Here is a 12,140-nt window from a genome sequence, read left to right as displayed (position 1 = left end):
CCGTCTTCGTGCGGGCGGCCGTCCCACGGCCCCCAGCGGAATGGCCATTTCGGTCGGACTTGAACGGGCGCGCCGACAAACGTTTCACCCCAGCAGCAGCGTCTTGCGGCGTCCCCCCGGCCATGCGACTCACGCCGGTGAGGTGCGTGTCGTAGTTCCGTGCCGAAGCGGAGATGCAAGCCGCGGCGTGCAGGTGCACTTCGTAGAACGAGCCGAATCTTCCCTCCCCCTCCTCCATGCGAAGGCGTGCCTCGTTCCGGGGACACCCCCGCTCGACCGACTTGATACGCACGGTTCTATGCTCATGGCTCGCGTTCGCATGCTCGCCCGCCCGCGAGGGTTCGGCGTTCTTGGGATCCTTCTCGCTCTTCTTCTAGGAAGCGTGGCCCCCGGTCAGGCTCAAGATTCAGAGGGCCCCACCGGCACCCTGTCCGGCCGCGTCATAGACGCGGAGTCCGGAGCCCCCCTCCAGGACGCAACCGTGGCGCTATGGGACCGCACCGACAACGACTCGACGCTCGTCACGGGCACAGTGACGGGGCCGGAGGGCCGGTTTGCGCTTGAAGACGTGCCCCTCGACGCGTACACCCTCCGCATCAGCTTCGTCGGATACGACACGCGGCGCTTCCCGAATACGCGTACTGTCCAGGCAGAGGGCGAGGGCGACCTCGGCACCATCCGGCTGGCCCGCAAGACGGCCCGGCAGCAGGAAGTGGAAGTGACGGCCGACCGCCCCGCGGCCCGGATGGAGACGGACCGAAACGTTTACAACACGTCCGACCGCGCCCTGAGCGCCGGCGGCTCGGCCCGATCGGTGCTCGAAGATCTCCCTTCGATTCGGCTTGACCTGGACGGGAGCATTAGCTTCCGGGGCAACGAAAGCGTCTCGCTCTACATCAACGGCGAACCCGCCTCGCTTCAAGGCCAAAGCCTCGTAAGCTACCTCGAAAGCCTTTCGGCGGAGGCGGTGAAACGGGTGGAGGTGATCCCAAACCCATCGGCAAAGTACGAGCCGGAAGGCATGGCCGGCATCATCAACATCGTGCTCCGGCGCGACCTGGAGGCTAAGTGGAACGGCGGGGTCACCCTGGGTGTCAGGCGCACCGCCAACAACCGGTACGGCGGCAACGGCTCCGCGAACGTCGGCTTTCAGGGTGGCGGATGGCGCTTCGTGGGCACTTATTCGTATCGCCGCGAGGGGGAGGAGGATTCCGAGTCCCGTCTCGTCGAGCAGTTCAACGGCGACGGGCCCAGCTCCTGGGTGGACCAGTCCGGGTTCGAAGAGGAACTGGACCGGTCGCACTCCTTCCGGACGGACGTCGACTACAACGTCACCGAGAGCACGTCCCTGAGCCTGGAAACGAGTCTCAGCCTTCGGCGCAGCGGCGAGAGCGGTCGGTCCGAATACCGGGAGTACGTCGGCAGCGAACCGATCCCGGATAACCTGACCGACCGCTACGTCCGCATTTTGGACAATACCTCCTCCGACAAGACCATCGACGGACGCCTCGACGTCAGCCACGACTTTTCCGAGAACCACACTCTGAGCGCACAGGTGCGCTACGACCGAGACTTCGAAGCGGAGGACGGCACGTACACCGTTTACGGGATTGAGAATGGCACGCGTCTTCCGTCCCCCCGTGACCGGGAAGTCGACATCGTCAACGAAGACGAGCAGGACGGGTCGCTGGAGGTCGACTACTCGCGTCTCCTCGGGGCATTCTCGCTAGAGACTGGCTACAAGGGCACCCTTCGCCGGCTCGACAGCGACCAAACCTACGAGGACCGAACGACGGTTTTCACGTTCGACGAGCTGATTCACGCGGCCTACGGCACGCTGAGCCGGGGCTTTGGGGACTTTCAACTGGAGGCCGGGCTGCGGGCCGAGACGGTAAGTACGACCTTCGACCTCTCCAGCGAGGACGCGATCACGAATAGTTCCTATGTGAGCCTCTACCCTAGCGCCTTCCTCACCTACAAGCCCAACCAGAAGCGCCAGGTTCGTCTCTCATACAGCAAGCGTGTAGACCGGCCCGGCCTCTGGGACATCAACCCCATCGAGGACAACGAGAACCCGACATTTCAGGAGCGGGGCAATCCCGGACTCGACCCGGAGTATATTCACTCCTTCGAGTTGAGCATGACCCGTCGCTGGGGCATCGGTTCCGTCTCGGTGACCCCGTACCTCCGGCACACCGTCAATGAGATTGAAGAAGTGCGGTTCGAGGAAGAAATTAACGGGCGGACGGTCATTGTCCGTCAGGCCCAGAACCTCTCTACCAGCACCTCTTACGGCACGGAGCTGGTGACGACCTTCAACATGGCAGATCGCTTAGAGGGTACGATCAGCGGCAACTTCTACCGTTCGGTCACCGACGGGTCCAACCTCACTACCGACCTCAGTCAGGACGCGCTTCTCTTCTCGGGCCGGGCCAACCTCCAGACGAAGCTGCGGGACGGCCTGCAGTTGGAGCTCAGCCAGTACTACCGGCCTGCACGCGACATTCCGCCCCAGGGACGAATCGACCGTTTCACGAGTACGGAGGTGGCGCTCCAGCAGAAACTGTTCGGGGGCGACGGGAGCCTTACCCTGCGGGTCGACGACCTCCTCAACAACACGCAGATGAACATGTGGTATCGGGACCAGAATCTCTACCAGGAGTCGACCATGCAATGGGGAAGCCGGGAATTTTCCCTTACCTTCCAGTACAACTTTGGGTCGGGGTCAAGCAACGACCGGGGCGGGCGCGGTCGGCGCGATTACCGATAACCTGCGCCCTCCACGACGGGAAACGCTGCCGACCGGCCCCGCGGCGGACTGAACGTCCGCCCGTTTCCGGAACGGTCATTCGCTTCGTCCCGAACAGGACCGATCGCCGACTCGTGTCCACTGCCCGCTTTTCTCTTTCGAACTCGCCCCTGCGATGACAGACCATTCGGGATCCAACTGGCCGAGCCGCCTGGAGTGGGGACTGATTGCCGCCTTTTGGGCAATTGTTGTCCTGCTCTCGGTGGGGCAGAGCGTGCTCGGAGACGCCTCCGAAGAGCTCCACTGGGCCCGAACGGTCGGGGAGTTGGGCGAATACAGCCTGTGGGCCCTGTTCACTCCGCTCGTCTTTCGGTTCGCCGAGGTACTTCCGGTCGTGGAGCCCTCCGACACGAAACGGACGACGGTGGCCCGAAACATTGGAGGGCACGCGGCGGCGGCCTTCACGGTCGCACTCGCAGTCGATCTAATTGAGGACGCAGTCACGGCTGGACTGGGGGAGCGCTCGATGGATGTCATTCAGGCCCTCGGCAACTTCTGGTTCACCGACGAGCTGGCCATCTATCTGGTCATCTTGATGGCCGGCTTTGCCCGGAGCTACTATTTTCAGCAGAAGGCGCGGCAGGAGGAGGCCGAACGCCTGGAGGAGCGCGCCGAGGCGCTTGAGGCTCAGCTCACAGAGGCCCGCCTGGAGGCCCTTCGCATGCAACTCAATCCGCATTTTCTATTTAACACGTTGCACGCAGTGAGCACACTTGTGGACCGCGACCCGGCCGGGGTGCGCCGGATGATTGCGCGCCTCAGCGAGCTGCTGCGCCACGTGCTCGACGAGGAGGCGCCCCAGGAGGTGCCCCTCTCTCAGGAGTTGGAGTTCCTCGATGACTACTTCGAGATCCAGTCGATTCGATTTCAGGGTCGGCTAGACACGGAGGTCGACGTGCCGTCGTCCCTCTACGACGCTCAGGTGCCCAATCTCATCCTGCAGCCCCTCGCCGAAAACGCCATCAAGCACGGAGCGAGTCAGGTGCGCGGGGTAGGCCGGATCGAGGTGCGCGGTCGCCGCGAGGACGACAGGCTCGTGCTGTCGGTCACGGACAATGGACCGGGCCTCCCCGAGTCGCAGGAGGAAGGGCTCGGCCTGCGCAACGTGCGCGCTCGTCTCCAAGAATTGTATGGGGCCGACCCGACTCTGCACCTCGAATCGTCGGACGAAGGGGGCACCCGGGCTGTGCTTCGGATTCCGTACCACACGAGCACGGCCCTCTACACGGCCACGGGCGCCTCGTCGCTCACTGCATCGGTTCCTGCCTCGAGCGCCGACTGATCGTCTCCCTGCGCCACCGTTCTCCTCGCCATGTCCACCGATGCCTCTTCCATTCGCGCCCTGGTTGTGGACGACGAGCCGCTGGCCCGCGAACGACTCCACGAGCTCCTCGATGAGGCTCCCAACGTCACCGTCGTCGGCGACGCGGAGGACGGCCCCGAGGCGGTCGACGCGATTCGCGAGCGAGCGCCCGACCTCGTGTTTCTGGACGTGCAGATGCCCGGCATGAGCGGCATCGATGTGATCGAAGAGATTGGGGCGGAGGCGATGCCGACGACCGTCTTCGTCACCGCCTACGACCAGTACGCCATCAAGGCGTTTGACCTCGCCGCGGTGGACTACCTGCTGAAGCCGTTCGACGACGAGCGCTTCGAGCAGGCCCTGCAGCGGGCGCGCGAGCAGATTGCCAATCAGGAGGACGAAGCCATTTCGGACCGTCTCCTGCGGCTCCTCCGGGAGCGGGATCCGTCTCTGTTGGAGGAGGAGAGCTCCCACGACGAGCCTTATCTGGAGCGGATTGCCGTGCAGGGCCGCGGAAAAGCCCGCATCGTGCCGGTCGACGACCTCACCCACATCACCGCCGACGGCTCCTACGCTGAGCTCCACACGAGGGACGACACGTACGTCATCCGGGAGCGAATGAAGACGCTGGCGTCCCGGCTCGACCCTGAGGCCTTCGCTCGCGTGCACCGGTCGGCCATCGTGCGGCTCGAAGAGATCGAGCTCCTCCTGCGCGGAGGTGGGGGCGACTACGCCGTGCGCCTGAAGGACGGCACCCGGGTCACGGTGAGCCGCGGTCGCATCGACGAACTGGAGGACCGGCTTGGGGTGGACGTGCTGCAGCGTGACGATTCCGGAGGCTCCTGACAGGCGCCGTGCTCAGCGCGCCGGTGTGGGCTCAAGCCGGGGGATTACCTCTCGGCCGATGCGCTGCACTTCTTCGAGCATGGGGCTGCACTGCAGCAGCACGAGGTCGAGCCCCACGTCGGCGTACGCGTGCAGCTTCTCTACGATCTGGTCGGGGGTGCCCACGAGGTCGGGTCGAAGGCCGCGGTTGGACACCGAGTAGTCCTTGAGGTCGACCTCGGAGTCCAGCTCCGAGTTTTCCACGAAGTCATCGTAGCTGTCGAAGCCCTCGGCCTCGTAGTCGACCGTGGTGATGCGGTCGAGCTCCTCGCGGGCCTCCGCTTCGCTCTCCCGGCAGATCATGTAGGCGGCCATGCCGAACTTCATCTCGTCGGGGTCGTGGCCCTTCTCGGCGCGGCGTTCGCGCAAGTCCTCGATATCGCCTGCGATCTTGTCGACGGCGCCGCCGTGCATCAGGTAGTGGTCGCAGTGGGTGGCGATCATGTTGCGCCCCTCCTCGGAGCCGCCCCCGGCATAGACGGGCACGCCGCCGGGCTGCACCGGCTTCGGCTCCAGGATCGTGTTCTCGATCGTGTAAAAGTCGCCGTCAAACGAAAATCGGTCTTGCGACCAGAGGCCCTTCAAGATTTGCACGAACTCGGCGGAGCGGTCGTAGCGGGCGTCGTGATCGAGCCAGTCGCCGACGTACATCTTCATCTCCTCCTCCCACCACGCCGAGACAAGGTTGACCTCGAAGCGGCCGTTGGAGATGTGGTCGATGTTGGAGGCCATCTTGGCGGTCACCGCCGGCTCGCGGAAGCCCGGGCGAATGGCCGCCATGATGCGGATGTCGTCGGTCACCGGAGCGAGGGCCGAGGCCGTGGTCCAGCACTCCAGGGCCGGGTGCGAGGGGCCATTGATGTCGTTCAGGTTGAGCTCGGCGATCAGCATCGTCGAGAAGCCCGCATCGTCGGCCGCCTGGGCCACCTTGCGGTTGTAGTCGAACGTGGGCGGCATGCCCTCATCCTCAACGTTGCGGAGCCAGCCGCCGAAAATGGGAAGCCAGATGCCAAGATCGATCATCGGAGGGGTTGAAGGTTGGAAGGTTGAAGGTCAGAAGGTGGAAATTAGGAGGGAACGTGTTCGCCGGTGGCCGCCGCCTTCAGTTCGCGTTTGAGGAGGTCGGCGACGGCGGCCATGCCGCTGAGGCCGTGCTCGTCTTCGACCTCGGGCGAATAGTTGGTCGTGCCGTTGATGTCGTAGGTCCAGATCTTCCCCTCGGCGTCCTCGATGAACTCGATGCCGGCGATGTCGATCTGCTCCCGCTCCAGGAATGTCCTGTAGCGGTCGATTAGGGCCGACGGCACGTCCTCGCGCAGGGCAAACAGCGACTCGTCGTCGTCCACCGCGCAGCGGTCCGCGTCGGGGCGGCAGGCGTCGGCCGGGCACAGCTCGAAGCCGTCGCTGGTGTCGGACGTGATGGCGTACAGAAAGTCCCCGTCTACGAACTCGCAGCGCGTGATGACCGGCTCGGCGGGCTCGATGTACTGCTGTAGAAGGGTAACGTAGGCCGGCGGCGTCGGAATGTCGCCATTTTGCACGGCCTCCTCGAACGCCTCGTGGGTGCGGAAGAGCTGTACCCCGAGCCCCTTCCCGCCCCGGTTGTGCTTGGTGACAAAGGGCGTTGGCACGTCCTCGGCCGCCTCCAGCAGCGCCTCCGTGCCCCCCGCCACAGCCCGGGTGGCAGGCGTCCGCAGGCCCACCTGCTCCAGCGCGGCATGCTGCTGCACCTTGCTAATTTCGAGCTCGAAGGCCCGCGAGCCGTTGACGACCCGCCGCCCATGCCGCTCCAGCCAAGCGAGCAATTGCCGCGTATGCTCGACGGCGGCGGCGTGGCCGCGGGTGTGCGAGGAGGCGCTCATGCGGTTCAGGAAGATTCCCTCGGGCGGCTCACCTGTGACGTCGAAGTGGCCCTCATCCACGAACCATTCCTCGTACGGCACATCCGCTTCGTCGAGGGCCGTGCGGAGCGGAGGCATCCAGTCCTCGTTTTCGTAGATGATGTAGGCGTTCATGAGAAGTGGCGGCTGGTCGTCAGGACGAGAAACTAAAAAAGCCCCCGGTGTGGTACCGGCGGGCAAGGACGAAAGCACCGACTGTCCACCGTGCGGCTCACATGCGGGGAGGAAGCAAACAACAGTAGAAGTCGGCCTGCACGAGTGTCATCGGCGTGATGGGAATGCTGGATGTAAGCTGGTGTACGATATTTTCTTGACCGCCCTGGGTTCCTCCGTCACATGGACTTCAGCTTATCCCTGCTCCCGTTCTCGGGCCGCTCTCACGCGCGGCTGCCGTGCCGCTCCAGCACCACATCGGCCTGCCGCTGAATCTCCGGCTGCTCGCGGAGGGCATGGATGGCGTCCTGGGCGCGGTGGTAGGCCTCGTTGTGGTCCACGACGCGTTCCGGGTAGTCCTCACCGATCACTACCCCAGTGGTTTGCTGTTCAATCGGGGGCATGCGCCAGGGCTCGTGGACGTACGCGGTCGTTTCCAGGGGCGCAAGCTCTGGCACCCAGCGGCGGATGAAGGCGCCGTCGGGGTCCTGCTCCTTGCCCTGCTTGATGGGGTTGTAGATGCGGACGCGGTTGATGCCGGTGGTACCGGACTGCATCTGGACCTGCGGGTAGTGGATGCCCGGCACGTAGTCGGCCATGAGGCCGCCGTAGGTAGGGGCGAAGCGGCGCCAGTCGAGCCAGCAGTCGTACGCCGCAAACGAGCAGAGCATGGCCCGCATGCGGAAGTTGAGCCAGCCCGTTTTGCGGAGGCGACGCATGCAGGCGTCCACCATGGGAAAGCCGGTGCGGCCGTGGAGCCACGCGTCGTAGAGGGCCGGATCCCAGTCGTCGGCGCGCAGCCGGTCGAACGCCGGGATGTAGCTTTCGTGCTCGATGCGGGGCGCGTCCTCCAGCTTCTGCGTAAAATGGCTGTGCCAGTGGAGGCGGCTGTCGAAGCTGCTGAGCGACTTGCGCCGTGCGACAGCCGCCTCGCCCCCAACCCCTCGAAGCTCCTCCTGACGCTGCCGCAGCTCGTAGACCACGCGGCGGAGACTGATGGTGCCGTAGGCCAGGTGCACCGATATGCGCGAGCACTCCGTCGTGGCGGGCTCGGGCTTCGACATGGCCCGCCGGTAGTTCCGGCCCCGGTCATGGAGAAACGAGTCGAGAGTACGGTGGGCCTCCGCCTCCCCAACGTGCTGAAGGGCAGCGGTGGAGGGCCGGAGTCCGAGGTCGGCGTGGGTCGGCATCGGGCCGGGATCGACCGCCTCGACCGGTTCCAGCGCCTCCGGCGGATATATGAGCGGCTGGTCCATGTACGCCTCCCACTGGTCCGCCCACTCGTCGCGGTCGTGGGGGCCCCGGATGACGCCCCGACTAGGCACTTCCGTGAACGGAATCCCCTGCTCTTTGGCCCAGGCCCGGACGCGCTGGTCGCGCTCGTAGGTGCGCCGATTTCCGGTTTCCTCGTGGGCCCAGAGGCGGAGCGGCCCGACCTGCTCGCGGATCTTTTCCAGTACGTCCGGCATCTCGCCGCAGCGCACCACGAGGGGCTGGCCGCGCTTCGCCAGGCGGGCGCGGAGCTCAATTAATGCCTCGCGGATGAGGGTCCAGTGGCGCGGGTGGTAGTCGTCGCCCGCCGCAATCGACGGCTCGGCCACGTAGAGCGGCAGCACCGGGCCGCGCTCGGCGGCCGTGGCGAGGGGGCGGTGGTCGTCCACGCGCAGGTCGCGCTTGTACCAGACGACCTGAACGGAGGCGGGCATGACTGTGCTGAAATCGTCGAAGAATAATCCGTCACCATGTACCGTTCTCTCCGCCGTCCGATTCTTCGCAATCGTTTCCGTCCTGAAAGGTCGGCAGTGAGGGCCTCAGACCACCGCTTCGGAACGGCGGGCCCCGACCGTGTCAGATCTACAGTCGCGCTCTGTCGCCCCGACAGAGCCGACTGTCGGGTTTTCGGGGCACAGCCGGGCGCACAGGGGGTGGCACGCGCATTGATTGTTCTGTTGGACGGAGTTGTTGATGACGACGGGCACCAACGGTGCCCCGAGGCCAAAACGTGTTGTGAGTTCCTCTTGACCTCTTCGCCGAACTGTTGGACAAGCACAACACAGAGGTGATACGTTATGACGCAGCTGACTCGCCGAACCCCGAACCGGACACTCCGCAACCTGCAGCGTGAAGTCGACAACATTTTCGACCAGTTCTTTGGCCGCACCGATGGCGGCGACGGAAGCACCTCTGCGGTGTGGTCGCCGAGCACCGACTTGGTGGAGACGGACGAAGACTTCCGCCTCCACCTCGACGTGCCCGGCATGAGCAAGGAGGACATTAGCATTAATCTCCAGAACCGCACGCTCACAGTAAGCGGTGAGCGCGCCAGCGAGCGGACGGACGAGAGCGAAGAGTTCGTTCGCGTGGAGCGTGCGTTTGGCAACTTCCACCGCACGTTTACGCTTCCGGACGCTGTGGACGCCGACAGCATCAAGGCCAGCTACGACAATGGCGTGCTGACGATTACCGTCCCGAAGACGGAGGAGAGCACGCGCCGTCAGATCGAGATCCAGTAACGGAAGACGCTTACCTCTCATCCTCCACGGGTCTGTCACACCCCTACGGCCTCCGTCCACCCACGATCTGTCATCGGGTGCGGCGCTGTCTGCCCAACCGGGCCTGTTCGGCCGGTTGGGCATTTTCTTTCTGGTCCTCCCCACTGAGGGTCCCCCACTGAGGGACTGGGGCTGAGACAAGAGCCCCCGAAGCATCGTGGAGACGTTACGTTTTGCTCCCCACAGGAACCAGCATCGGCGTGTGAACAGTCCGAAGTAACGCTACCGAAAACCAGTGGCCGACTGAACGGTGGTCCGGCCCGCCCCAAATCTGTTTTGCGGGTCTTCTTCGACTTGACCTTTCAGATAGTATCTCACATGGCAGATGGACACACGCGAGGAAATCGTCGACACGCGAGTGAAGGATGTCCTCCGGACAAAAGGAACCCTCATCGAGGATGCTGACGTCCTCACGGCCGCGCCCTCGGACACGGTATACGAGTGTATCGACCGCATGGCGGACCACGACATCGGGTCCATCGTGGTGACGGACGGAGGCGAAATCGCCGGTATTTTCACGGAGCGCGACTACATGCGCAACATTGCCCTGAAGGGCCGGACCTCGAAGGAAACAGAAGTCCGGGAGGTGATGACGGAGGACGTTGCTACGGTTGACACCGATAGACAGCTCGAGGAGTGCCTCGACCTGATGACCGAGCTCCGGTGCCGCCACCTGCCCGTCGTCGATGAGGACGGTAACCTGACCGACATCATCTCGGTGCGGGACTGCATGAAGCAAATCTCGGAGGCCGCCAAGTCGGAGGCACTCCAGCTCCGCAACTACATCGCGGGCCAGTACCCGATGTAACCCGCCTCCCTGAACCGATGCCTGGTTGGGACCCGCTGGTCGTGAGTGTTGGCCGTGGCTGCTCCAGATCGCTACGGCGGGCACTAGGCCCTCAGCCCAACCCCGGTACTACTGGACAGGGGCAGGGCGTTTGGCTCCCACGTCTGCGTGCCGTTCTTCCGAACCCGCCACGGTCGCATCTGAGCGGGCACAAAGCCAAGCCGCGCGGGACTGCCGCCCGGGGTGATTTTGAAACGGCAAGACTCCGGGCCGGCATTCCGGCTCGATGAGTCCAGTCACCTCGATCGTCGTCAACCGCGTCTGCGCCGAGCGCACAGAGAGCACCGACGCTCTACCGTACGATCGTCATCTTGCGCATGGTCGTGAACTTGTCTCCGGTCACTCTCAGGAAGTACGGTCCGCTCGACAGGTCTCGCCCCTCAACCTGGAGCAAGAGGGGACGCTTCTGGGCCAGGAAGTCGTCGTAGATCGTCCGCACCTTCCGCCCGAGCGCGTCATAGAGCGAAATCTGCACGTCCTGAGCCGTCTCTACGACCAGTTCGACTTCAGTGTCTCCGCGGGAAGGATTCGGTTGAGGCCCATCCAGTGAGAATTGTCCCCCAATCGGTACGTCGAGGGTCGTGGCTGCCCCAATGCGTCGCCCCTCCTCCGATCCGCTTTCCGTAACGTATCGCAGCCGAAAGGCGTACTGGCCCGCAGTGGGCACCTCGCCCTCAAACCGGTAGCGGAGCGTGTCGGTAGAAATTTCGTCGGTGGCCTTCGACGGAACGAAGTCGACCCGCGTCCATCCCTCGTCCGTCTGGCGCGCCTCCGGAGTGAGGGGCCCAAGGCGCCGCTCGACGACAAATCCCTCGCTGTTTCGCTCCACTACTGTTTGCCAGCGGAGCGATACGGGTGCGGTCGGGGCCTCGGGAGAGGCACTCGCGTCGGCCCGGAGGCCAGATGGCACCTTTACGAGTGGAGGAGGGGTCGTGACGAGCGAAAACGCCTGCGGACCCTGCTCAAGCGTCCCTTCGTGGAAGACACGCACCGTGTAGGTCCCGTCCTCCGGGTCTTCAATGAAGACCTGTTCGACGTTATCGCGGTTGTTATCGCCGGCGGTCGCCGGCGCTTCGGGGGACGAGGCGTCCAGGACGTAGGGCTGGTACTCGGTTCCGTTCGGTCCCTCGATCCTTACGTCAAGGTCGTTGACGAGCATCCGTTTCCCTGGATTCAACGTCCGATCGGGCGGGACGCCTGCCGGGTCTGTCCAGGCGATCGTTGCCGTAAGCGTGTCCTTCCCGACGCTCAGTACGTCGTACTCGAGCACCTCGTCCTCGCGGAGCGTGGCCTCACGGAGGTAGCTGCCCGCCTGCTCAGCGTCGGCGCTTATCAGTTTGGCGGCCCGGGCCACGTTCATGAGTCCCCACCCAAACGTGTAGTCGGGGCCGGGAGGCCCGGCTTCGTTGGCCGTGTGGGCCAGAAGGGCCTTCACCGTTGAGGCCCGGGGGGGCTGTCCGCCGTGGAGGTTACGGAAATGCTCCTGCAGTAGCGCAACCGAACCGCTCACTATCGGAGAGGACATTGAGGTGCCGCTGAAGGTCCCATAGTCGTCGTCGGACCCCGCAAGTGCGGAGTAGACCCGGACGCCTTTCGCCACGAGATCAGGCTTGATCCGCCCATCGTCGGTTGGCCCCCAGCCACTGAAAGACGACATGGTGACGTCGCGAGGGGTGTTGTATTCGCCCCC

10 protein-coding genes are annotated in these 12,140 nt (G+C 64.5%); 5 read left to right on the top strand and 5 right to left on the bottom strand.

Going from position 1 to position 12,140, the window contains the following annotated elements:
* Positions 1-292: hypothetical protein (locus ABEL04_RS11625; RefSeq protein WP_375802559.1), on the bottom strand; the 292-nt coding region annotated here is incomplete at its 3' end.
* A 12-nt stretch (positions 293-304) separates the two neighbouring features.
* Between ABEL04_RS11625 and ABEL04_RS11620 the strand changes: the two genes are divergently transcribed.
* The 3 genes from ABEL04_RS11620 (at position 305) to ABEL04_RS11610 (ending at position 4,958) form a co-directional block, all read left to right on the top strand.
* On the top strand, positions 305-2,770 hold the full coding sequence (locus tag ABEL04_RS11620) for a TonB-dependent receptor domain-containing protein (protein WP_375802558.1): 2,466 nt from the start codon (positions 305-307) through the stop codon (positions 2,768-2,770).
* A 154-nt stretch (positions 2,771-2,924) separates the two neighbouring features.
* Positions 2,925-4,091 carry a sensor histidine kinase gene (locus tag ABEL04_RS11615; protein ID WP_375802557.1) on the top strand — a complete coding sequence of 389 codons (1,167 nt, stop codon included), beginning with the start codon at positions 2,925-2,927 and terminating at the stop codon, positions 4,089-4,091.
* A 30-nt stretch (positions 4,092-4,121) separates the two neighbouring features.
* The gene (locus tag ABEL04_RS11610; protein WP_375802556.1) at positions 4,122-4,958 is read left to right on the top strand and encodes a LytR/AlgR family response regulator transcription factor; all 837 of its coding nucleotides are present in this window, start codon (positions 4,122-4,124) and stop codon (positions 4,956-4,958) included.
* 12 nt (positions 4,959-4,970) lie between these two features.
* Here the strand turns inward: ABEL04_RS11610 and ABEL04_RS11605 are convergent, their stop codons facing one another.
* From ABEL04_RS11605 to ABEL04_RS11595, 3 genes are all read right to left on the bottom strand, one after another.
* Positions 4,971-6,017, bottom strand: a complete 1,047-nt coding sequence (locus tag ABEL04_RS11605; RefSeq protein WP_375802567.1) for an LLM class flavin-dependent oxidoreductase — start codon at positions 6,015-6,017, stop codon at positions 4,971-4,973.
* Positions 6,018-6,064: 47 nt separating this feature from the next.
* Entirely contained in the window at positions 6,065-7,012 is a 948-nt protein-coding gene (locus ABEL04_RS11600) for a RimK family alpha-L-glutamate ligase (RefSeq protein ID WP_375802555.1), read from the bottom strand.
* 263 nt (positions 7,013-7,275) lie between these two features.
* Entirely contained in the window at positions 7,276-8,757 is a 1,482-nt protein-coding gene (locus ABEL04_RS11595; RefSeq protein ID WP_375802554.1) for an FAD-binding domain-containing protein, read from the bottom strand.
* 363 nt (positions 8,758-9,120) lie between these two features.
* Here ABEL04_RS11595 and ABEL04_RS11590 point away from each other — a divergent pair, with 363 nt between their 5' ends.
* Together ABEL04_RS11590 and ABEL04_RS11585 are read left to right on the top strand one after the other, a co-directional pair.
* Positions 9,121-9,564 (top strand): Hsp20/alpha crystallin family protein, encoded by a 444-nt coding sequence (locus tag ABEL04_RS11590; RefSeq protein WP_375802553.1) that lies wholly within the window; start codon positions 9,121-9,123, stop codon positions 9,562-9,564.
* 364 nt (positions 9,565-9,928) lie between these two features.
* Complete coding sequence (locus tag ABEL04_RS11585) at positions 9,929-10,411, top strand: CBS domain-containing protein (protein ID WP_375802552.1); 483 nt, start codon at positions 9,929-9,931, stop codon at positions 10,409-10,411.
* 331 nt (positions 10,412-10,742) lie between these two features.
* Here the strand turns inward: ABEL04_RS11585 and ABEL04_RS11580 are convergent.
* The coding region (locus tag ABEL04_RS11580; RefSeq protein WP_375802551.1) for a S8 family serine peptidase at positions 10,743-12,140 on the bottom strand (1,398 nt) is incomplete at its 5' end.

Origin of the sequence: Salinibacter sp., from assembly GCF_042218895.1 — a bacterium.
GTDB lineage: Bacteria > Bacteroidota > Rhodothermia > Rhodothermales > Salinibacteraceae > Salinibacter.
Note: the sequence above shows the minus strand (reverse complement) of the source record. Positions and strands in the feature narration are given on the sequence as shown.

Excerpts from the sequence above, each read along its gene's own strand:
- ABEL04_RS11600 (WP_375802555.1), bottom strand. The coding sequence starts at position 7,012 with ATGAACGCCTACATCATCTACGAAAACGAGGACTGGATGCCTCCGCTC.
- ABEL04_RS11590 (WP_375802553.1), top strand. The coding sequence starts at position 9,121 with ATGACGCAGCTGACTCGCCGAACCCCGAACCGGACACTCCGCAACCTG.
- ABEL04_RS11610 (WP_375802556.1), top strand. The coding sequence starts at position 4,122 with ATGTCCACCGATGCCTCTTCCATTCGCGCCCTGGTTGTGGACGACGAG.
- ABEL04_RS11595 (WP_375802554.1), bottom strand. The coding sequence starts at position 8,757 with ATGCCCGCCTCCGTTCAGGTCGTCTGGTACAAGCGCGACCTGCGCGTG.
- ABEL04_RS11620 (WP_375802558.1), top strand. The coding sequence starts at position 305 with ATGGCTCGCGTTCGCATGCTCGCCCGCCCGCGAGGGTTCGGCGTTCTT.
- ABEL04_RS11585 (WP_375802552.1), top strand. The coding sequence starts at position 9,929 with ATGGACACACGCGAGGAAATCGTCGACACGCGAGTGAAGGATGTCCTC.
- ABEL04_RS11615 (WP_375802557.1), top strand. The coding sequence starts at position 2,925 with ATGACAGACCATTCGGGATCCAACTGGCCGAGCCGCCTGGAGTGGGGA.